General features: G+C 36.9%; 14 protein-coding genes and 1 other RNA gene. 2 read left to right on the top strand and 13 right to left on the bottom strand.

Annotated elements, in window-relative coordinates; translation table 11 throughout:
- The first annotated feature begins 206 nt into the window (after positions 1 to 206).
- Positions 207 to 605: a transfer-messenger RNA gene (gene ssrA / locus LC814_RS10120) on the top strand.
- Between the two features lie 97 nt (positions 606 to 702).
- On the opposite strand, the gene LC814_RS10115 is transcribed toward ssrA, so the two are convergent.
- The 13 genes from LC814_RS10115 to rimP all read right to left on the bottom strand — a co-directional run bounded on the left by LC814_RS10115 (position 703) and on the right by rimP (position 21,236).
- Complete coding sequence (locus LC814_RS10115) at positions 703 to 1,122, bottom strand: hypothetical protein (RefSeq protein WP_226063814.1); 420 nt, start codon at positions 1,120 to 1,122, stop codon at positions 703 to 705.
- Between the two features lie 64 nt (positions 1,123 to 1,186).
- Entirely contained in the window at positions 1,187 to 2,392 is a 1,206-nt protein-coding gene (locus LC814_RS10110) for a porin family protein (RefSeq protein ID WP_226063813.1), read from the bottom strand.
- 260 nt (positions 2,393 to 2,652) lie between these two features.
- Positions 2,653 to 4,257, bottom strand: coding sequence for a phosphoenolpyruvate carboxykinase (ATP) (pckA, locus tag LC814_RS10105; RefSeq protein ID WP_226063812.1), 1,605 nt, complete (start codon positions 4,255 to 4,257; stop codon positions 2,653 to 2,655).
- Between the two features lie 127 nt (positions 4,258 to 4,384).
- A complete protein-coding gene (locus LC814_RS10100; protein ID WP_226063811.1) occupies positions 4,385 to 5,281 on the bottom strand; it encodes a GYDIA family GHMP kinase in 897 nt (298 codons plus the stop codon).
- Between the two features lie 12 nt (positions 5,282 to 5,293).
- Entirely contained in the window at positions 5,294 to 6,169 is an 876-nt protein-coding gene (gene fabD, locus LC814_RS10095) for an ACP S-malonyltransferase (RefSeq protein WP_226063810.1), read from the bottom strand.
- A gap of 57 nt (positions 6,170 to 6,226) precedes the next feature.
- Complete coding sequence (locus LC814_RS10090) at positions 6,227 to 8,143, bottom strand: LysM peptidoglycan-binding domain-containing protein (protein WP_226063809.1); 1,917 nt, start codon at positions 8,141 to 8,143, stop codon at positions 6,227 to 6,229.
- A 37-nt stretch (positions 8,144 to 8,180) separates the two neighbouring features.
- On the bottom strand, positions 8,181 to 9,767 hold the full coding sequence (gene bshC, locus LC814_RS10085) for a bacillithiol biosynthesis cysteine-adding enzyme BshC (RefSeq protein ID WP_226063808.1): 1,587 nt from the start codon (positions 9,765 to 9,767) through the stop codon (positions 8,181 to 8,183).
- Positions 9,768 to 9,776: 9 nt separating this feature from the next.
- A complete protein-coding gene (locus LC814_RS10080; RefSeq protein ID WP_226063807.1) occupies positions 9,777 to 11,705 on the bottom strand; it encodes a putative porin in 1,929 nt (642 codons plus the stop codon).
- 133 nt (positions 11,706 to 11,838) lie between these two features.
- Positions 11,839 to 13,230 carry a RagB/SusD family nutrient uptake outer membrane protein gene (locus tag LC814_RS10075; protein ID WP_226063806.1) on the bottom strand — a complete coding sequence of 464 codons (1,392 nt, stop codon included), beginning with the start codon at positions 13,228 to 13,230 and terminating at the stop codon, positions 11,839 to 11,841.
- 13 nt (positions 13,231 to 13,243) lie between these two features.
- On the bottom strand, positions 13,244 to 16,090 hold the full coding sequence (locus LC814_RS10070; protein ID WP_226063805.1) for a SusC/RagA family TonB-linked outer membrane protein: 2,847 nt from the start codon (positions 16,088 to 16,090) through the stop codon (positions 13,244 to 13,246).
- A gap of 405 nt (positions 16,091 to 16,495) precedes the next feature.
- The gene (gene infB / locus LC814_RS10065) at positions 16,496 to 19,342 is read right to left on the bottom strand and encodes a translation initiation factor IF-2 (protein WP_226063804.1); all 2,847 of its coding nucleotides are present in this window, start codon (positions 19,340 to 19,342) and stop codon (positions 16,496 to 16,498) included.
- Between the two features lie 73 nt (positions 19,343 to 19,415).
- The gene (nusA, locus tag LC814_RS10060; protein ID WP_226063803.1) at positions 19,416 to 20,663 is read right to left on the bottom strand and encodes a transcription termination factor NusA; all 1,248 of its coding nucleotides are present in this window, start codon (positions 20,661 to 20,663) and stop codon (positions 19,416 to 19,418) included.
- A gap of 105 nt (positions 20,664 to 20,768) precedes the next feature.
- A complete protein-coding gene (gene rimP / locus LC814_RS10055) occupies positions 20,769 to 21,236 on the bottom strand; it encodes a ribosome assembly cofactor RimP (protein ID WP_226063802.1) in 468 nt (155 codons plus the stop codon).
- A gap of 190 nt (positions 21,237 to 21,426) precedes the next feature.
- Between rimP and LC814_RS10050 the strand changes: the two genes are divergently transcribed.
- On the top strand, positions 21,427 to 22,737 hold the full coding sequence (locus LC814_RS10050; protein WP_226063801.1) for a UDP-glucose dehydrogenase family protein: 1,311 nt from the start codon (positions 21,427 to 21,429) through the stop codon (positions 22,735 to 22,737).
- The last annotated feature ends 15 nt before the right edge of the window (positions 22,738 to 22,752 follow it).

The raw sequence follows: 22,752 nt of genomic DNA, 5'->3' as shown, positions 1-22,752 counted from the left end.
CCAAACCCAAAAAAGATTGCAACGGAAAGCCCGACCTAAATGCGGGAGATTGGCGCGAGCCGCCGCAGGCGGCGAGCACCAATCTCCCGCATTTAGGATACGCCCATGCTCCGACCCTGCTTCTTGCAAATCTTCAATTTCGCTCAAAGTAAAATTCAGTACCATTTGAAATATTTTTTGTTTACCTTTGTGACCTTACAAAAATTGGGGTTGACTGGTTTCGACAGCAAGATCAATGGATAAGTAAGCATGCAGAGAACCGTAGCGCGATCTCTTTAATCCCTTGCTACAAAATTTTAACTGGCGACCAAGAGTTTGCTCTTGCAGCTTAATCCGAATTACAGTAGGATTCAGCGCTCTCCTGAAGATAGTAAGGAGGTAAGATATCCCACAGAAGTTCTGTTTCGCGACGTCTGATTCTGGGGTATAGCAATGCGGAAATAAGTCCTGAAAAACTTCGGTTCAGGATCGAAAAATTTAGAAGATAAGGTAAAAGTTGGGTGTTTGCTCTCTGCTTTTATTCGAAAACCAATAGCAGAATAAGCATGTAGAAACCTTATGTGTTGCTTGTTTGGACGAGGGTTCGAATCCCTCCAACTCCACATTAATTAAAATAACCCACTGAATTTCAGTGGGTTATTTTTTTATATTTTATAAATATTAAGGATGCCTCTATATTAAAGCAATTCCTGAAACATACTTTTATTTACTATTTTCAACTTGTAGATCAACAACTTTACTCATTTCAAGCATGCGATATTCTTCAACCTCTTTTTTTTCTTGAGCTGATAATTTAGCGATCAAAGTTTCGTATTTATTCATCAGTGGATTTATCACATCATTGACTTCAGAAATATTCAACTGTTTTAAAATTCCTTTTTTAACAATTGAATTCACTTCATCTATGAGTTCTTTCGCCTGCTGCACTTTATTATCACGGGCTGTACTTGCTTGCAAATCTACCGAACCTAAAGAATTATCTGCTACCTGATTATTTACTTTATCTTCAGCTACTAATTTTTCAATTTTCGAAGTTTCTAATTGAGTTAGATTTTTCGTTTCCTCTTTTTTATCACAACTTGTAAAAACTAGAAGAATGGAAATTAGGATGATTTTATTCACATTTTAGAGTTTTATGTTCTCTTTGTTTTTATTAATTACACTTTTATATCAAAATTTCAATTCCCTAGAATATATTGTAACTTAAAATAAAGGAAAAACTATTATATGTAAAATCGTAATAGATATCTCTGGCAACATTTTTCTTAGTGAAATATCTAAATTCTGCACCAAATTTCGATTTGTATTTGTAGCCTACACCAAGTGCAAAATTAGAACTTGGTTTCTTATCAACATAATTATAGGTTTTCCCACCATCATTATTGACTTCATATGTAAATTTCGAGCTCACATCCATCACATACTGCGCATTTACAAAAAGTTGTGACGTGTCATTTAGAAACATATAGTGTCTTATACCAACAGGAAGCTGAATGGTACTATAGTCAACTTTGGTCGTTAATGTTCCATTGATTTGTCTGGTATCTTCATTTTTATAAGACTGGTAGGTAGGTTCTACAATTACGGCCCATTTGTTTTTGTTAAATGGCAGTAAGTATTCGAATTCTACTCCGACTCCAAAAGTCATTTTTTGATCCATTTCGAAACTTGCCTCTGGTCTTTCAAAATTATTTTGAGTATAACTTGAAAAATTAATACGCGGGCGAATGGCTATATTGAATTTACCTTTGCTGGTATTATTGGATACATTTACATAATCCGGGTTAGCGCAATTGTTGTGTTTCAAAAATAAATTGGTAAAACTTTTTTCAGAATAAGCCAGATTATCAAAGGTGTTGTTAAAGATTCCCTGACAGGTCAGGACATTTTTTAACTGCGTCTTATAGTCCTCGTTATAGGCTACTTTTTGGGCCTCTACTTCATATGGTTTGTAAATTAATTGATCAATTTGACCATTTCCCATCTGAAGAAAATATCTGATAAAACCACCATCTGAATAACTGTACAAATTTGCCTCTCCGTTCACCAGTTGCTTCAGGAAAACCTGCTCTTCTATAAATTGGGGTTCTTTCGTGGGGCTCATATCTTTTACATCACTGCTAGAACGGTCAATTTTCACAGTAGCTCTCAAAAATTTTACCTGATTATCAACTTCAAAAAGTTTTACATTTTTAATGTTTTCCGTCATAATCTCAGAAGTCTCCGATAATTTATATTGAAATGTCGTTGGATTATTTTTCCATCCAAGATCTTTTATAAGACATTCTGTTTTGTTATCAGAATTATCGATAAAATATCCTTTTTCAAATCGAATTTGAGAAAAAAGAACGCTGGAAACGAACACGGTAAAAAGTAAAATTGCTTTTTGCATAAATTTAAATTTTAAATAGATACTATTATTTAGGATTAGATTTTCGGTTCTAAAATAGTCAAATTGCTGATATATTAACGCTATTTCACTAAATAATCAACTATTTCCAGAGTGATTAATAAAATATTAAATTTCAACAAGATCATAGAAATTTATTCTACAAAAAACCGATGTTGATGTAAACTGTTTGTATTCTATTTTAAGAATGCACAAAAAATTCCCCCAGTATACTGAGGGAATTGTATGTATAGTTGCTACTTTTAAAGTTGCGGTCCTGCTGCTACTAATTTTTTAGCTTCATCATTATCGCAATACTGCTCGAAGTTTTTAATGTAACGTGCCGCTAAATCCTTCGCTTTTACTTCCCACTCAGCAGCGCTGGCGTAAGTTGATCTCGGGTCCAGAATTCCTTCCGAAACATTTGGTAGAGCATTAGGAATTTCCAGATTCATAATTGGAATTGTAGTTTTCTCTGCCTTGTCAATTGATCCATCGATAATAGCATCAATAATTGCCCGGGTATCTTTTAAAGAAATTCTTTTTCCTGTTCCGTTCCAGCCCGTGTTTACCAAATAGGCTTTTGCGCCGTGCTCTTTCATTTTACCGATCAGTGTTTTAGAATACATCGTTGGATGCAACGTTAAGAACGCCTCCCCAAAAGCTGGAGAGAATGATGGTTGTGGCTCTGTAATTCCTCTCTCAGTTCCCGCTAATTTTGAGGTATAACCGCAAAGGAAGTGATACTGTGCCTGATCTTCATTCAAGACAGAAACCGGAGGCAATACTCCAAATGCATCTGCGGATAAATACACGATTTTTTTTGCGTGACCTGCTTTTGAAGGCAATACAATTTTGCTGATATGATAAATTGGATAAGAAACCCGCGTATTTTCTGTAATTGAATTGTCTTTGTAATCGGCTTCACCATATTCGTTAACCACTACATTTTCCAACAAAGAATCTCTTCTGATCGCTTTGAAAATATCTGGTTCTTTTTCTTCTGACAGGTCAATTACTTTCGCGTAACAACCGCCTTCAAAATTGAAAACGCCGTTGTCATCCCAACCGTGCTCGTCGTCACCGATTAAGTATCTTTTAGGATCTGCAGAAAGTGTTGTTTTACCAGTACCAGATAAACCGAAGAATAAAGCAACATCACCTTCTTCACCTACGTTTGCAGAACAGTGCATAGATGCCATTCCTTTTAAAGGAAGGTAATAGTTCATCATAGCAAACATTCCTTTTTTCATTTCGCCACCATACCAAGTTCCACCAATAATCTGCATTCTTTCGGTCAGATTGAACATGACAAAATTTTCGGAATTTAACCCCTGCTCTTTCCAGTTTGGATTGGTTGTTTTAGAACCATTAATTACAATAAAATCAGGCTCACCGAAATTCTCAAGTTCGAAATTAGAAGGACGAATGAACATATTGGTAACAAAATGCGCTTGCCAAGCGACTTCCATAATGAATCGTACTTTCAGTCTTGTATCTGGATTTGTACCACAAAATGCATCAACAACATAAATCTTTTTAGATGAAGACAATTGTTTTAAAACTACTTCTTTACAGCTTTGGAAGATTTCAGGAGTAGTTGGTAAATTTACTTTACCATCCCAATGAATTGTATTTTTACTAATATCATCTTCAACGATGTAACGGTCTTTCGGCGAACGGCCAGTAAAAACTCCGGTTTTAACGGCTACAGCTCCAGAATCGGTTACTGCTCCTTTTTCAAAACCCGCATTTTTAGTGGACAATTCTGCGATAAACAGTTCCTCATAACTTGGATTATAAGATACTTCTTCATAGCCTGTAATACCAAGATTATGCAGCTGTTGGATGATTTTGATGTTCTTCATAATGTCTATTTATATCTGATTTTTAGTAAAACACAAATTTAATGATTAATGTTTAGTAAGAAGTTTTAAAAATACTGATATTCATCAGAATCTGCAAAAAAACTTTAAATACCTATCTTCTTGATGATTATGCAATTAATTCAGCGTACGAAAAAATAGTTACATATCCTTTTTCCGCAAAATACTCGCGGTATCCGGGAAATTTCGAACTCATTACAAAATCGCCACCCCAAGCGCCGAGACTTTTAATGAAGACCGGACAATCTTTAAAATGTTTTTCCTTTGCAGTTTTAATTCCCAGAAATTCCCCCAGTTTGGTTTCGTGCAAATTCATCAAATCAGAAAAATCACGGAGATTTTCAGTTTTTAAAACCTTTTCTGTAATTGCCGAAAACTCATTAATAAGGTCGGTCGACTTTTCTTTTGACCGGTATAAATTAATTCCTTCGCGGCTGTCCTGCTTTTTATTAAGATGGATAAATATTAAATCATCTTTAAAAACTGGATTGAATGCAACTTTCTGAACTTTTCTTTCTGGTATATTCCGGTATAGAATTGCAGACTGCTCCTGTGCAACGGCGATATCGTAACCACTTCCGCCCAGACAGTTTTCATTCAATTGAAAAGCATCAACGCCAGACCATTGGGCCAAATTATTCATTAAAGTAGAACTGCTTCCCAATCCGTAATCGGCGGGAAACTGAAGATTGGTTCTAATGGCGTAAGAATGATCGGATTGTAAATGAGTTTCGGAAAGTCTTTTAACTTCAAGAAGAACTTTCACAATAAAAGCTGCCGAATCTGGAATATTAGATCTTATAATCCTTGCATTTTTGTAATCAATTTCCGCGTCTAACCAAGCTTTTCCCTGATGCAAAGCTGTCCATTGAACCAATGATTTACCGTCTAGAAATTCATCAACAAAAAACTCTTGCCCCCATTTTGTTGGAACAGCAAGAGCTAAAGCGCCGTCGAGAACGACATATTCGGAGGTGAGCAATAATTTTCCAGGTGAAAAAATCATACTCTTTTCGTATTAAATTGCGGAAGAAACGAGAACGTCGCTGTTTATTTTTTTGATCAAACCTTGAAGGGTTTTTCCGGGACCAACTTCTACAAAAGAAGTCGCTCCTTTTTTAATCATATTTTGTACAGATTGCGTCCATCTTACCGGGCCTGTAAGTTGAGCGATCAGATTTTTCTTAATATCTTCTGGATCTTCAACAGCGGTTGTGGTGATATTCTGATAAACATCCATCGTAGGTTTATAAAACTTGGTATTATGGATTGCTTCCGCTAATTTTTCTTGTGCAGGCATCATGAGTGGAGAGTGAAATGCACCATTTACTGGAAGCATTAAGGCACGTTTAGCGCCCGCATCTTTCATGTTTTGACACGCCAGTTCTACGGCTTTTGTCTCGCCAGAAATTACCAATTGTCCGGGACAGTTATAATTCGCAGGAACTACAATACCTGGAGTTTCTTCACAAATTCTTTCGACCACATCATCAGCTAAACCAAGAATGGCAGCCATTGAACTCGGATTTGCATCACAGGCTTCCTGCATGGCTTTCGCACGCGTTGAAACCAATTTTAATCCATCTTCGAAACTTAAAACTCCATTGGCAACCAAAGCAGAAAATTCGCCGAGAGAATGACCAGCGACCATAGAAGGAGAAATTCCGTTCACCGCTTTTAAAGCCGCGACGGAGTAAATAAAAATGGCAGGTTGGGTAACTTCAGTTTTTTTCAAATCTTCCTCAGTTCCTTTGAACATGGCAGAAAGAATATCAAAACCTAAAATATGATTGGCAGAGTCCATTAAATCTTTAATGTCTTTGCGGGAATTGTATAATTCATTTCCCATCCCGACATATTGTGAACCTTGCCCAGGAAATACAAGTGCTTTCATATATTATTTTACAGATCAATCAGAATTAACTTCTAATTTTTATTTATTTCAATTATTTTAATTGGGAAATAAGCGAACAACACGGTAACCTTTGTTTACATAAGCGCCGGTTTTTGTTTTCTCAAATTCGAATTTAGTCGCCAATTGAGTTTGGACTTTATTCATCTGTTTAAAAATTTCGCCTTTTTTATTTTCGCGGCTTAACATATCATTCACAACGTCGAAGCCAATTACCGCATATTTGGATGGTGTTTTACAATATTTCTTTTTGTAATCTGCCAAAATTCCTTTTTCGAAAGTTCCCTCGGTATCGATTGTTCGGTCCATTAAATAAACCAAACTACTTTGACTTAATTCATCTACATTTCTCTCAAAAATCGGCGAGTAAAACATACTGAAAGCTTTTAAGCCCTGAACATCTTTAGACAAAGTCATCAATCTGTTTGCAAAAGCGTCGCCAGCTTCTTCACTTTTATTCAGCAAAACTGCAATAACAGGAGCAGCTTGTCCCGTCATCATATTTTGATCTGGTTGAATATCAGCAGCGGATTTCACTACGATAATATTCGGATTTTTTAATGTTTTTTCCAGATTGGTGCGAACGTATTTTGCAAGGGTCTGATCGGCATCAGCGACGATATATATTTTCTGATCAGAATAAGCATCTTTCACTTCTTTTACAAGACGATCGGCATAAACCAATTCATTGGTTTCAATAATGATTAAATTGTTGTGAACCAGCAAATCATCAGAATTTGCAAAAGGCGCAACCACAGGGATTTTACTCGTTTTCACATAATCCAACACTTCTAAAACACTTGATTTAAAGAAAGGGCCGATAATTAAATCGGTATTGGATTGGTTAATCTGCGTTAAAGAGTTTTTAAAACTTTTTTCATTCCCCGCATCGATTACTTTAATATCAAGTTTTTTTCCGCTTTTGGCATTTCGCTCGACTGCAAGTTTTGCACCTGCGAGGAAATCAAGGGATAAATTTCTGTATTTGGAATCATTGGTGTCAAAACCAAAAGGCAACATCAAAACAATATTAAGAACATCACCCGATTTTTTTACATAAACGGAATCTAACTTCTTGATTTTTAACACCATTCCGACTTTTAGGCCTTCACTAAGATTGGGATTTAAATTGATCAAATCATCTAGCGTCACACCAAATCGGTTCAAAAGTCCAAATACGGTATCACCTTGTTGCACTACATAAGTAACATAATCGTCGGCAACAGAAGTTGTAGAATTAGCACTTGACGATTCCTCTTGTACCGTATTATCTTCATGAACAGCTACTGTTTTAGTTCCGCCTTGTCCCTGAATAGTGATGATATCACCAGGTTGTAATCCTTTTTCTTCTAAACCAGGATTGAGGGCGAAAAGCTCTTTCTGCGTTAAATTGAATTTTCGGGAAAGTTTATAATAATTGTCTTTCGGCTGAACAGTGTAAGAATTCTTATCCAGCGAAACTGAAACTTTTGGTTCTTCATTAACACTTTCGGGAGTGGTTTTTACAGGTTCTGAAACCTGCACTGCAACGGGTGCTGAGTCTCCAAATTTTTGAATACTGGCAAAGGGCAAAATAACTTCGTCCCCAATTTTCATGTTAGAATCGAGGTTAGGATTTAATCGTCTTAAATCACTTTCAGAAATTTGATATTGTTTCGTGATTCCGTAAATCGTCTGCTTAGGTTTAAGGATAATCTTCCCTAATTTATCTGAAGAAATGACCGGTTTTGTCGTATTTGTTGAAACTGCTGCAGATTTATTGATGACCAAAACATCACCGATTGATACTTTACCGTCTTTTGCAAAAGGATTTAACTTCACCAAATCGTCAACAGATAAACCATATCGCTTGGCAATATTATAAGGATTATCGCCCTTGACAACCGTATGGGTTTTTTGGGCCGATAAACTCGCAAAGACCGTGAGACCGGCTATAAGGAAAAAGTTTTTGATCATCTTCAAGATAAATATTTACAAAAATACTGCTTTAAAATTAAATAGTAAAAATTATTAATTCCGACTTTTCAACTTCTATCTCCTCATAACAATTATAAAGCCAGTCTCTGCCGAGATCTGCATAGAAAACTGAAAAATTATAGATGCGTTCCTGCCAAATATTTCCAGGATGAACGGTGGAAAAAATCTTTTCCAGTCGTTCCATTTTTTCTGATTGTTTAATTCGTTCGGCACGAAGCAGTCTTTTCTTCATACGATCAAAAGATTTCAGCTGTCGGGTTTCTTCAGCTCCCACTAAATTTCCAAAAGTTTTTTCGGTTAAAGATGCCTGCTCTTTTAATTCGGTAAAGTGTTTTTTCAAAACTTCTTCCTGCTTATTCAGATAAGGTAAAATTTCATTTCCTTCAAGGAGAAGGCCTTTCATTACCGTCGCAAAATTTTTGAAAAAATCGGAGATCTCTAAATCAAATTTTTCAATTTTATTAAGCGTCTTTTCCCTTAACATTAGCATCGAATTCCGTGGAATTAAAATGGGGAAAGGCAGGTTAATTTCGTCAAAATAATCTTTTAGTTCCAGCCAATACATAATTTCCGCATTACCGCCAATATAAGCGAGATTCGGCAATACTGTTTCCTGATAAACCGGTCTTAATAAAGCATTTGGACTGAAACGTTCCGGATGATTTTCCAATTCATTTAAAATTTCTTCTTCTGAAAATGACTGCTTCCGGTCCACAATGTGATAACGACCGTCTTCAAAAGCAATTCGATCGCGGGTTTCGGAAAGATAAAATAAATTAATCTCGCGCGGATTCACCTGAACCTTCCCATATTTCTCAGACAATAAGGAAACCAGATCTTCAGACTTCTTACTCAAGGTTTGATTCACCAAGTCTTCTTTGAAAACAGGTTTCATCGCAGACTTTAATTCAACATCATCGCCATCAAGCACCAATAAACCAAAATCTGAAAAAAGTTCCTGAACAATAATTTGAGTCGCCTGTGTTAAAGTATTCCCGATTTTATACGCTTTTTTAAGCAATAAAATAAGTTCTGTCCCAAAGACGGAATCTTTAAACTCTTCCTCAAACTGGGAAATGAAAAAAGTGTCCTCTACTTTAATTTGGCCGACTGCACCACCAGATTTACCTTTAGTTTCGTAATAATTCTCCGTTGTTTTAAAATGATTGATTTCCTCAAAATCATGATCTTCCGAAGCCATCCAAAACAAGGGAACAAAATGAGCGTCAGGAAATTTCCCCTTTAAAACCTCCGCTAATTTGATGGTTTGCAAAATTTTATAGACGAAAAAAGCAGGTCCTGTAAAAAGATTCAATTGATGACCCGTTGTTACGGTAAACGTATTTTCCTCACCTAATAGCGCTAAATTTTCCTGCTGCTTGTCACTTAACTTAAATGCTGAATATTGCTTTTCGAGAACCTTACACAGAGTTTCGCGCTGTTCTTTCGGAAAAGATTTACTCTTCAGACCAATTTGTTGCTCCATGTTTTCATAGGTAAAAACTTTAGCGTCAAAACCCGGAACTTTCTGGGTGAGAAAATCCTTGATAAGCAGAGGAATGCTATCAATATCTAAAAAAGGAATGTTTGTAATTTTCTTCAAAATATTTTTTTAGCTAAATAAATACCATACAATTCCCAGATTTAAGCGGAAATCATACAACGGATAATAAGGTGCAGTAAATGATTTGTTCTTCATAATTGTGGTGTTAAGATGTTGGGCCTCAATAAAGAAAAACATCCTTTTCACCTTCAGATTAAAATATACATCAACAATCGGCTGTCCTCCAATAGAGTACGAATTTGCATCAGGTAAAATAAACTCGTTCAGAACAGGGAAATATTCCCGAGAGGCAAATTTCGAAAAATAGTATACTTTAATTCCAGTTTGGATTTCTGCGGCCTTTTTGAAAGCTTTAGATTGCCAAAATAAATTTGCTCTTCCAACGATATTCGGCATGGGTAAAACATCTTTATTTCCTAAGGAACTCTGGATGAGCACTTTTGGATTGAGATGAAACTTGCCATAACTAAACGTTGCTTCCCCGCCGAGCTGAGAAATATTCAAAGAACTGGAACTCTGCTCTGGTTGGGCCTCAGTATTGAGATGCGTATAATTATCTATACGAAAGAAATTACCAAAAACCTTACTTTGAAACCATTTTAAATTAACATCGCCACCGATTTCTGTAATACTTTCGTTCTTTGGATCTTCTAAGTAATAGTTGAATTTCTTGTAGACCGACGGATTAATGAGGAGATTAAAACTCGGTGAAGAGGTTTGAAAATTCACCTTTGCATTCACGAAATAATCTGGAATAGGTTCAAACCGGAGGAGATTCTGAGAACGCAAAAAACTGCCAAATTCTTTTCCGCTCGAAAATTCTAAATTGGAATTAAGGGCGACTTTATTCCAAAGGTTAATTTTTAAATTGCCGACTGCACCCAAGCGGTTTTCGGAAAGTTCTGTCGGAATATTTAGATTTGAAGGCAAGTCTGCACCAATTCCCAATTTAATAATTTGATGGCGTAAACCCGCGTCTAACTTAAAGTTTTCTTTATCAAAAAGAATACTAACCGTATTGCTGAGATTTTTTGAATATTTTTTGGAAGAAGCCGGATAATCTAACAGTTCCGAAGCTTCTGTAAAATAGTAGTTTTCCGGAGCCGATTGGTTGTAGTAATATTTATTCCCCTGATGAAAAATGGTGTGGCGAATTTTAAAAGGAAATTTCTCCGATGCAAACGGTCGAAATTCCTGACTGAAATAATATCGCCTGTACCCGAAGCGGGAAGTAGAATTGGACAGATTTACTTCTAAATTTTCACGGTTGTTAAAATCAGAGTTTCCATTCAGAAATAAATCAATATCGGCAATTCCTCCGTTTTCCTGGTTGTTTACATTCTGGTGAATAAAGTGCGCAAAAACTTCATACTTTGCATTTTTAGAAAGATAGTGCCCGGAAAATTCGGTAGAATTATTGGAGGCTAAAGAATTTCGGTATAAACCCTGAGACCGAAGTCCAGTATATTCTACGGCGAAATTAAAAGTTTTTCCGATATTTTGGGTGTAAGTAGATTGTAAAACTGCGCCATTCCTCATGGAATTATGATAAACAAATGCGGTTGTTGGCGTTTTAACATCGTAATATTTTATCTGGTCAATGCCTTTAATAAAATAGGATTTGTTGGTTGGAAGCAAAGACAAATTCTGCTCAGCATTCACTTCATAAACAAGTTGCTGGAAACCAGAACCGATGTTGGCGAATTGTACGCGCCCAAAATTGTCGCGATTGTTATATTGCGTGAATATGAAAGTTTTATCTTTTGTAAAAACCGTATCGAAAATCTTCTTCTCGGAAAATTGGGTCTGATAAGTATAATCGTAAATGGTAGGTTTGAAAATCTTCAATGAATCTTTGAAACCTGAATCAACAACTAAAGTGTCGCTGGGTTTCACCCGATTTGAATCTGTTTTGTTGAGAGTCTGAGCATGAACTCCGTAACTAAAAAAAAGTAGACAGAAAAGGAGGTATCTCATTATTTTTATTTGGTTTACAAATGTAAGAAATATGATGAAATAAAAAAGGACGACAGATTCGGACGGTATGAAATAAAAAATCCGTCTCAAAATTTAATTTGAGACGGACTTAATGAAATAATTTATCTAAAATTTAGTAACCACTATTCTGTACAACGTTGGAGTTGGCTCCAATTTCTGAATTTGGAATAGGGAACGCGTAATTATAGCTTCCAAATGGTACGCTTGTCGGACCGAATGTTTGTGCAATATCAACTTTAGGAATATCTCGTCCAGTTCTTGCAAGATCGTAGAATCTAAATCCTTCGAATGCAAGTTCTTTTCTTCTTTCTAAAAGAATATTTTCCAATGTAGCAGCTGCATAAAGCTCAGCACCTCTGTTTGCAGGAATCATATTCAGGTAAACCAATGCTTCAGCAGTTTTACCATTTCTGAATAATGCTTCTGCGTACGTGAGTACTACTTCTTCATATCTGATTACAGGAATGTCATCTTTGAAAGGATCTCTTGAAGGATATTTACCCGTATTACGGTAGAATTTCCCGTCATATGTGATCATGTCTTTTCTAACATCTCCTACAGCAAACTGATCAAAAATATTTTTAAGAACAGCAACATCACCGTAAGAACCTTTCTGATAGATATTTGCTAAACCATTAATTCCCATATTGTCAGTTTCACTGGCAGCGATAGAAAAAATTTGATTTGCAGTATAATCAGTTGTGAAAGTTCCTGGGAACGCAGCTTTAGATGCTACCGCGTAGTTTCCGCTTTCAATTACTTTCAATGCAGATTCTTCTGCCAACTTGTAATCTTTGAAATATAATGCCATTCTTGCTTTTAAAGCATTTGCAGCATCGGTTGTAAAGTAATGAGCATCACGGTTCAAAGCAGGATCCATCATTGCTAATGCATCATTTAAATCTTTCAAAGCCATGGTATATACTTCCTGAACAGTATTTCTTTTTGGAAGTAAATAATCAACCTCTCTAAAAGTAGTAACGTAAGGTACTCCTAAAGCACTCATACCACCACCATTTACATGTTGCTGACCATACAATTTAACCAAATCGAAATGACCTAAAGCTCTCATGATAAGTGCTTCACCCTTTACTTGATTGATTTCACCTGGTGTTCCAGCACTGATTGACGCTGCATCTTTATTGATCGCAATGTTCGCACTGGCAATCGCTGCATAAATTTGAGCCCAAGTATCTGCTGCATACGCATCATTTGGCGTCATTTTCATCGCTGCTGGCGTCACAAATCTATTCGAATTTGAATTAGAATATGCGTTGTCTGTTCTTACTTCACCAAAGATGATATAATCTCTACCGTAGTAAGCTGTCTGACTCATTCTGTTATACCCCGCATTCACTATCGCAGTTAAATCTTCCAGTGTATTAATACTGGTCCCTAAATCTTTCGACTGCTGTAAGGTTGGGTCTAAACTTTCGTCTCTACACGAATTAATCATGGGTGCAGAAAGTGCAAGTGTTAGTGCTAAATATATTGTCTTTCTCATTTATTTATATGTATTAAAATTTAACGTTTACACCGAAAATAACTGCCTTCACAGGTGGAGTTGTTAAGGTTGTAAAACCAGCTGCGCCAGTTTCGGGATCTAATAATAGGTTTTTATCTTTCACCCAAGTCCAAAGGTTAGAACCTCTTACTGAGAAAGCAAGACCTTCTATTCCTAACAATCTAATTGCACTGTTTGGAAGATTGTACCCTAAAGTAATATCTTTCAATCTAGCAAAAGTACCGTCATAAAGGTGTCTTGATGATGTAGCATGGAAGTTATCATTTGTAAGTGACAATTTAGGAACGTCAGTAACGTCACCTGGTTTCTGCCATCTTTCCATCAATTCTTCAACACCATTGTAATTTATTAACGTGAAACCATTAGTTCTCATATAAAACTGTGCATATTGTTCGTAAACTTTATGTCCACCCGCAAAATACAAACTTGCATTTAAGAAAATGTTCTTAACGGTAATATTTGTGCTAATTCCTCCTGTATACTTAGGAATTGCTGTACCCTGGTCATAACGAGCTGCCTTGTTAAGGTTTGAAGTTTTCTCTCCATCAACGCCGTTAAGAAACCATTCTGGCGCACCAGTATCTACATTAACACCAGCCCAAGTCGGCATAAACCAATATCTAATAGATTTACCTACTTCGGTATTTGAATAACTTGAACCAGCACTTGGATTAATTGGGTTACCATTACCATCTAATTTAAGAATTTCCACTTTATTATCAAGTGTGGCGATGTTCGCAGATAAATTCCAGTTGAAATTTTCAGATTTGATGATGTCATAACCTAACATTGCTTCAAAACCTTTGTTTCTAACTGCTCCCACGTTTTGCGCTTGTACCGCGAAACCTGTTGTTCTAGAAAGTGGAACATTTTGTAGTAGATCGTACGTATATTTGTTAAAGTAAGCAAATGATCCTGTTAATCTTCTATCTAAAGCTTCAAATTCGATACCCGCATCAACTGTTTTATTTTTCTCCCATGTTAGATCTTCATTTCCGAAAACACTTGCATAAGCTGCACCGTTTCCATCATAATCCGCATCGTAAGAAAGAAGCGCTTGGTATGCGTTAAGTCCAACACCAGAGTTTCCGGTTAAACCGTAAGAACCTCTAATTCTGAAAACATCAAATACGTTTGCTAATAAATCTTTGTGTAAATTGTAAGCAGCACCTACAGACCAGAATGTACCAAATCTTTTACCTGCAGCAAAACGAGATGATCCTTCTTCTCTAATCGTAGCATCTAATACAAATTTACCTGCGTAGGTATAGTTGAACATTCCTAAGTAAGAAGTGTTTTTCCAATCTAGAAAATAAGAAGATGCGTCTTTATTTGCGCCGGCAGAAGCGATGTTTGTCAAACCGTCAGCTGGGAAATTCTCCCCGTATCCGTAAAGACCTTCATCTTGATTTCTTTGGTGCTCAAATAAAGCAGTTAAGTCAAAACGGTGATCATCACCAGCTCTGAAATTATAGTTCAACGAGTTTTGAGTTACCCAGTTATAGTTGGTAGACATTTGTCTTTCAGAATAACCTTTTGTTCCATCTCCGTCACCGTGATATCTGTTATTATAGTTACGGTAATCATTCAATTGTAAATCAATACCCATTCTTGTAGTGAAGGTAAGATTTTTAATGATCTCATAATCTACTTTCGTATTTGAGATCCCTCTGATCAATTTACTTCTAGAAATATTATTTGCTAAAGTGTAAAGTGAGTTATGAATACTTGTATACTCCTGGATATCATAGATATTCAAACTACCATCAGCATTGTATGGGTTAGCCCATGGGTTCATCAATACTTTTGTAATAAAAGGATTGGAGAAGAAAGATCCCCCTTCTAAAATTGGATTTTGTTTGATCCAAGAACCGTTAACTGAAGTTTCGAAAGTAACTTTGTCTGTTAACTTGTTGGTGTATCTTAATGCTCCGGACAAACGTTCGAATGCAGGTCCGATTACGGTAGCTTCGGTATTATTATAACCTAAAGATGCATAAATGGTGCTTTTATCTGCACCTCCCGATAGACTGAAATCAACAGTGTTAGACATTGCATTTTTACGTGCTAATAAATCTGGCCAGTTGTACTCAGTACCGTCCCACATATTAGCGCCACCAATAAATAGATTCCTTGAAACCATGAAGTCAATCGCGTCGCTTTTTTTAAAACCGAATCTTTCGCCATATTGGTTAAAGACAGCTTCTTCTAACAATTCATATTTCTGCGCTCCAGTTAAACCGTTTCGCTTACTATATGCATCATTCTGGAAACCAATACTGGTATTAAGGTTAAAACGAGTTTGACCTTTTTTACCTCTTTTGGTAGTAATTACAATTACCCCGTTGGATCCACGTGCTCCATAAGCAGCAGTTGCAGAGGCATCTTTCAATACCGTAACACTTTCAATATCCTGGTTGTTGATTGAAGCCAAGGTTGAAAGTGAAGAAATACTTGTGGATGCACTGGTGTTTCCGTTTACAACAGGAATACCGTCGATTACGTACAGTGGCGAGTTACTTGCGGTAAGCGAACCTACCCCACGAATTCGGATGTCCTGTACAGAACCAGGTGTACCTGAAGAGGCATTAACCTGAACACCGGGTGCTTTACCCTGTAATGCTTGATCTACACTAATCGCTGCAGGGGTGTTAATTTTATCATTAGTTAACTGAACGGAGCTACCTGTAACTTCGGTAGCCTTTCTTTTAACATAACCTAAAACTACAACCTCTTCGACATCAGCAGTTTTGATGGTGTCTTTTTGTTGTGCTAAAATCGATTGGCTTCCTAAAAAGAAAAGAGCTCCAGCCGTTAACACTCCTAATTTTACATTCATATTAACAAAATTTAATATTATATTTCTGCAAATATGTTAAAAATTCTTAACACTTGCAAACTTAAAATGGTTTATCTAAGAAAAGTCTAGAATGTTTAGGAGAAATTATGGCAAATGAGGCTTTTTACTATAAAAAATGAAAAATCGATAGGAAAATGTCTTACAGTCAGCGTAGAATAATACATTTATTAGTTTTTAATTTATAATGGTTATAAATAACGTACTTTTCGACTTTAAAAATAACCCAATTTTAATCAATTGTGAATGTTAAAGGGCAGAACTATGTTAATGTTTTATTAACTACATTTTAGACTGTTCAATTAATATAAGATGTTCAATCTGCTGAGAATTTAAACATAAAAAAACCTGCCGATAACAGCAGGTTTTATATCTAAACACAAAAGTTTACTTTAACTTTTTCTTCACTGAAATTTCTTCATAGACTTCTAAAATGTCGCCTACTTCAATATCGTTGAAATTCTTGATATTTAAACCACATTCATACCCTTTGGAAACTTCTTTGACATCGTCTTTGAAACGTTTTAAACTTTCAAGTTCACCATCAAATTTCACAATGCCGTCACGCAGCAAGCGGATTTTTGAATTTCGGGTAATTTTACCGGTGAGAACCATACAACCAGCAATAGATCCTACTTTGGAAATCTTGAAGACTTCGCGGATTTCTACGTTACCAATGACCTGTTCTTTAATTTCCGGTGAAAGCATACCTTCCATCGCTTCTTTTACCTCATCAATAGCGGCATAAATTACAGAGTACGTTCTGATTTCTATTTCTTCTTTATCGGCAAGATCTTTCGCGTTAACACCAGCTCTTACATTAAATCCGATCATAATTGCATCGGAAGCTGCTGCTAACAATACATCTGATTCTGTAATCTGACCAACACCTTGGTGAATAATCTTCACACTAATTTCTTCCGTAGATAAACTTTGAAGCTGATCAGAAAGGGCTTCTACAGAACCATCAACGTCACCTTTAAGGATAATGTTCAATTCTTTAAAGTCTCCTAACGCAATTCTTCTTCCAAGCTCGTCTAAGGTTACATGTTTCTTAGTTCTAACGGATTGCTCACGCTGTAGTTGCTCCCGTTTGGTTGCAATCGTTTTCGCCTCTCTTTCGTCTTCGAATACTCTGAATCGATCTCCAGCAGTTGGCGCGCCGTCTAAACCTAATATCGTTACAGGAATTGATGGTCCTGCCTCTTCCATACTTTTACCTCTTTCATCAAGCATGGCTTTCACTTTACCGTGATTTTTTCCGGCAAGTACATAATCACCCACTTTAAGCGTTCCCGCTTGTACAAGAATGGTTGAAACATAACCTCGTCCTTTATCTAACGAAGCTTCGATTACAACACCACTTGCATTTTTAGCTGGATTTGCTTTCAAGTCTAATAATTCCGCCTGGAGCAATACTTTCTCAAGCAATACATCCATATTATTTCCAAACTTCGCAGAAACTTCTTGAGACTGTACACTACCACCCCATTCTTCTACCAAAATATTCATCGCAGAAAGCTGCTGACGGATATTGTCTGGATTAGAGTTGGGCTTATCCACTTTATTAATTGCAATAATCATCGGAACTCCCGCCGCCTGTGCGTGAGAAATTGCTTCTTTGGTTTGTGGCATTACGTCGTCATCAGCTGCGATTACGATAATTGCTATATCGGTAATCTGCGCCCCTCTGGCTCTCATTGCGGTAAATGCCTCGTGACCCGGCGTATCTAAGAAGGTAATTCTTTGATCGTTTTCCAGTTTCACATTATAAGCACCAATATGCTGTGTAATTCCACCAGATTCACCGGCAATTACATTTGTTTTTCTGATATAATCTAGAAGGGAAGTTTTACCGTGATCTACGTGACCCATTACGGTTACGATTGGTGCTCTAAACATCAAATCTTCGGCTGTATCTGTATCTTCTTCAAGCGCAGATTCTTCAACATCGGCATCGGCAAACTCGATTTTATAACCGAATTCATCTGCAACCAATAATAAAGTATCTGCTTCCAGACGCTGGTTCATAGTTACCATAACACCGAGAGAGAAACATGCAGAAATCACTTCCATCGGACTTACGTTCATTAAGGAAGCTAATTCGCCTACCGTAATAAACTCAGTCACTTTCAGTGATCTGTCAGCCGCATCAATTTCCTCCTGACGCTCATCTTGCTCACGGCGGTAAACTCTTTTCTCTTTTCTATATTTAGCTCCTTTATTTTTACCGGCCTTACTGGTCAGTTTTTCTAAAGTTTCTTTAATTTGATTTTTAACCTGCTCATCTGTTAATTCTACAGGCATAACAGGACCTCTTCTTACAGGGCCTCTATTTGCACCGCCACCACCTTGATAGCCTGGTCGGTTTCCGCCACCTTGTCCGGGTGGACGATTACCTCCGGGTCCTGATGGGCGATTACCGCCTGCTCCTGGCGGACGTGTACCTGTTCCTTGACCAGCTTGTGTAGTGCCAGTAGGATTCGGTTTTTCTATACGTTTTCTTTTCTTTTTCGCACCTGCTGCCCCACCTTGTGGTTTAGGCTTATTAAATTGAGATAAATCAACGGTTTGTTTCAGAATTTTAGGACCATCTAACTTTTTGTAAACGGTTTCAATTCGATCCGGATCAGGGGAATCTGCGGTCTTTGGTGCTTCCACCACAGGTGCAGGAGTTTCTACCTTTGCGGCAGGAGTTTCGATTGCTTTTTCAACAACTGGTTTTTCCGCAGGAATTTCTTGCGGTTTTGGTTGATCTTTTTTGGTAGATCTGGGCTTATTGCCTTCAATTTGCGATAAATCAATTTTGTCCAGAACTTTAAACTCCTGTTTCTCCGCAACAGGTGCTTTCTCTACGACGGGTTTTGGTTCTTCCACAGGCGGCGGAGCAGGTTTCTGCTCTTCTTTCACCTCTGGCGCACCTTGATTCAAATCTATTTTTCCTAAAATTTTAGTTTCAGGTCTTAGACTCGCTTTGGCTCTTATTACCTCAGGTTGTGACGGCTCTATTTCCAGCTTTTCTTCCGGAACTTTAGCGATTACTACCTCATGAGAAGCTTTTCTTTGTTCCCCATCTTTGCGAAACTCAGCTTCTAATGCAGAATATGCCGATTCTTCCAATTGAGCGTTCGGGTTACTTTCTACCTCGATTCCTTTAGACTGTAGGAATTCCACAAGTCTCGTCATCGAAATATTAAATTCCTTAACCGCTTTGTTTAATCTAATTTTTGGCATGTATACTTTATACTTTATTTAAATTTTTTGTAAAGTTAACCTATTTTAACTTTATTATCATTTTTCAGGGCAATTAGTCCTCTAATTCCTCTTTCAAAATATTTTTAACCTCCTCGATGGTTTCCACTTCAAGATCTGTTAAGTTGACCAAGGCTTCGGTTTCTTTGTCTAAAACGCTCTTCGCTGTGTTCAGACCCACTTTACGGAATTCATCAATAATCCACTGCTCGATGTCACCATCGTCATTACCTGCGAATTCTCTCAATTCAACATCATCATCTTCACTCGCTTCTCTGTAAACGTCGATATCGTAACCGCTTAACCAAGATGCCAGTCTAATATTCTGTCCTTGCTTCCCAATAACTCGGGAAATTTCTTCTACGGGCGTGTAAACCAAGGCGTAGTTTGTTTCTTCGTTGATTTCTATCTTATTTACGGTGATATTTCCTAACGCTCTTTTTACCATTATTTCAGGGTTTTTCGACCACTGAATCACGTCAATATTTTCGTTTTTCAATTCTCTCACCACGCCGTGAATACGAGAACCTTTAACTCCAACACAAGCTCCAACCGGATCAATTCTGTCATCGTAAGCATCAACCGCAATTTTCGCTTTCTCTCCCGGAATACGAACTACTTTTTTCAAAATAATTGTACCGTCCTGGATTTCTGGAATTTCGAGTTCTAATAATTTCTCTAAAAATCTTGGCGAAGTTCGGGAAACAATAATCTGAGGTTTTGCTCCTTTAAAATCAACACTTTCTACGATTGCACGAATGCTTTCTCCTTTTTTAAAGAAGTCAGAAGGGATCTGATTTTCTTTCGGCATGATGAATTCGTTGTCATCGTCATCTAATAAGATAACGTGTTTGTGACGAATATGGTGAACTTCACCCATTACAATCTCACCAATTTTATCTCGGAACTGGTCGTATAGAACGGCGTTATTATGCTCCTGAAGTTTTGTCGCTAAAATTTGTTTCAACGTTAAGATACTTCTTCTTCCCAGTTTTTCAATAGGAATTTCTACGGTAAAATCTTCACCAACCTCGAAAGTAGGATCAATTTTTTTCGCTTCTGCCAGTTCAATTTCTAAATCATCATCTTCAGACATTTCGTCTTCTACGATGGTTTTATTTAAGAATATCTGAAAATCTCCTTTATCAGGATTCACAATCACATCAAAATGATCGTCGGAATCGAATCTTTTTCTTAATAATGTTTTCAACGAATCTTCGATAATTGCCATCAGATCAATCTTGCTGATGTTTTTATCTTCTTTAAAATCGCCAAACGCTTCAATCAGTGCTAAACCGTCCATTTATATATGTTTTGTTTAAGGTTTGTGGTAAAAGTATTTTTCAACTTTAATATAATTCAATTTTGTCTTAAAGGTTGTGCGGACCCAAGCCGTCACCTTTTACTTTTAGAACTGGATTGCGACCAGTGCTTTTTTAATATCGGTATAAAGGATATCTTTCTCTTCAACAACATCTACTTTACCTTTGCCGATATCTTTCGGTTTTCGGTATTTCAATATCAGGGTAATATGATCTTCCTCTACTTTAGAAAGTTCGCCTTCAAGTTCAGAACCATCATTTAAAATTAAATCCAATGATCTCCCAATATTTTTTCGATATTGACGAATAGAACTTAATGGCTCACTTAATCCGGCACTCATCACTTCCATTGAGAAATCATGCTCGTCCCGATCCATATTAAATTCGATCGCGCGACTTGCATCTAAGCAATCCTGAAGTGTAACTCCCTGATCACCATCTAAAATCACTCGAATATGATCGGTTGCCGAAAACTTAATATCAATTAAAAAAAGATCAGGTCGTTCGGCCAGAAAGGTGTTCAAGAGTTGTTCTATTTGTGCTCTAAATTCCATAACTTTTCAAATACTCTTACGAAAAAAGGCATTCTTCCGAAGGCCTTTTCATTTTATTTTCCGTAAATCCGATGCAAATATACAAATATTTAGTATAATTACAAAAAACTTGACCATCAATGATTGATATTGTACTCACCATCGGCACATTAAATTCTTATATTTGTACCCATAAATTATAAATTAAGTTGTGAATATAACGATCGTTGGGACAGGTTATGTAGGTTTGGTTACCGGAACTACTTTAGCAGAATTAGGAAATACCGTTTACTGCGTTGATATCGATTCTAAAAAAGTCGATCAAATGAAACTGGGCATCGTTCCTATATATGAACCTGGTCTGGAAGAAATGTTTCTAAGAAATATTCAGGCACAACGTTTATTCTTTACCACCAATTTAAAAGAAGCACTCGACCAGAGTGAAGTCATTTATTTAGCACTTCCTACGCCTCCAGGTGAAGATGGTTCCGCAGATCTTTCGTACGTTCTTTCCGTAGCCACCCAAATTGGCGAAATGCTGACGGATTATAAAATCATTGTCAATAAATCTACCGTTCCTGTGGGAACCGCAAATAAAGTTCGGCAAACGATTGCAGCGAAAACAAATATTGAATTTGATGTCGTTTCAAACCCCGAATTTCTTCGGGAAGGTTTTGCTGTCGAAGATTCTATGAATCCGGCACGGGTAATTGTTGGCAGCGAATCGGAAAAAGCACAGGAAATTATGGCTAAAATTTACCAGCCATTTACCAATACCGGAACGCCGATTATTTTTATGGATGAAAAATCGTCTGAGTTAACAAAGTATGCCGCGAATTCTTTCTTAGCCGTAAAAATTACTTTTATGAACGAAATCGCCAACTATTGTGAAAAAGTTGGTGCCGACGTTGACAAAGTTCGTTTAGGAATGGGGTCAGACGATCGTATCGGCCATCGTTTTCTTTTCCCCGGAATTGGCTACGGCGGCAGTTGTTTCCCTAAAGATGTGAAGGCATTGATCAGATCCGGAAAACAAGAAGGATTTGATTTTCAAATATTAGAGGCGACTGAAGACGTAAATCAGGCACAAAAAATAATTCTGGTTTCTGAAATCGAAAACTATTTTCGCGGTGATTTGAAAGGAAAAAAAATCGCACTTTGGGGCTTGGCTTTCAAAGCAAATACCGATGACATCCGTGAAGCGTCTTCATTGGATAATATTAAATTGCTGTTGGAAAAAGGCGCAACAATTACAGCATATGATGCAATTGCAGAAGAAAATGTTCGAAAAATTTTGGGAGACGAAATTTCATACGCGCCAGATATGTATTCGGCGCTTCAAGATGCAGACTGTCTTTTAATTGCGACTGAATGGAGTGAATTTAAAAATCCTAACTTTGATTTGATGGCAGCGCGAATGAAACAGAAAGTTATATTTGACGGACGAAATATGTTTGCCCTGGAACAAGTGGAAAACACAGATTTTCGGTACAAATCGATCGGTCGAAGAACCATAGGTTAGTATATCATTTTAATA

The organism is Kaistella polysaccharea (genome assembly GCF_020410745.1).
GTDB classification, from domain to species: domain Bacteria; phylum Bacteroidota; class Bacteroidia; order Flavobacteriales; family Weeksellaceae; genus Kaistella; species Kaistella polysaccharea.
The sequence above is the reverse complement of the archived record's forward strand: the minus strand, read 5'-3'. Positions and strand labels throughout refer to the sequence as shown.

What these genes read in the sequence shown, in the direction of transcription:
- LC814_RS10080 (WP_226063807.1), bottom strand. Translation starts at nt 11,705, where the DNA reads ATGAGATACCTCCTTTTCTGTCTACTTTTTTTTAGTTACGGAGTTCAT.
- LC814_RS10100 (WP_226063811.1), bottom strand. Translation starts at nt 5,281, where the DNA reads ATGATTTTTTCACCTGGAAAATTATTGCTCACCTCCGAATATGTCGTT.
- rimP (WP_226063802.1), bottom strand. Translation starts at nt 21,236, where the DNA reads ATGGAATTTAGAGCACAAATAGAACAACTCTTGAACACCTTTCTGGCC.
- nusA (WP_226063803.1), bottom strand. Translation starts at nt 20,663, where the DNA reads ATGGACGGTTTAGCACTGATTGAAGCGTTTGGCGATTTTAAAGAAGAT.
- LC814_RS10090 (WP_226063809.1), bottom strand. Translation starts at nt 8,143, where the DNA reads ATGATCAAAAACTTTTTCCTTATAGCCGGTCTCACGGTCTTTGCGAGT.
- pckA (WP_226063812.1), bottom strand. Translation starts at nt 4,257, where the DNA reads ATGAAGAACATCAAAATCATCCAACAGCTGCATAATCTTGGTATTACA.
- infB (WP_226063804.1), bottom strand. Translation starts at nt 19,342, where the DNA reads ATGCCAAAAATTAGATTAAACAAAGCGGTTAAGGAATTTAATATTTCG.
- LC814_RS10110 (WP_226063813.1), bottom strand. Translation starts at nt 2,392, where the DNA reads ATGCAAAAAGCAATTTTACTTTTTACCGTGTTCGTTTCCAGCGTTCTT.
- fabD (WP_226063810.1), bottom strand. Translation starts at nt 6,169, where the DNA reads ATGAAAGCACTTGTATTTCCTGGGCAAGGTTCACAATATGTCGGGATG.
- LC814_RS10070 (WP_226063805.1), bottom strand. Translation starts at nt 16,090, where the DNA reads ATGAATGTAAAATTAGGAGTGTTAACGGCTGGAGCTCTTTTCTTTTTA.
- LC814_RS10075 (WP_226063806.1), bottom strand. Translation starts at nt 13,230, where the DNA reads ATGAGAAAGACAATATATTTAGCACTAACACTTGCACTTTCTGCACCC.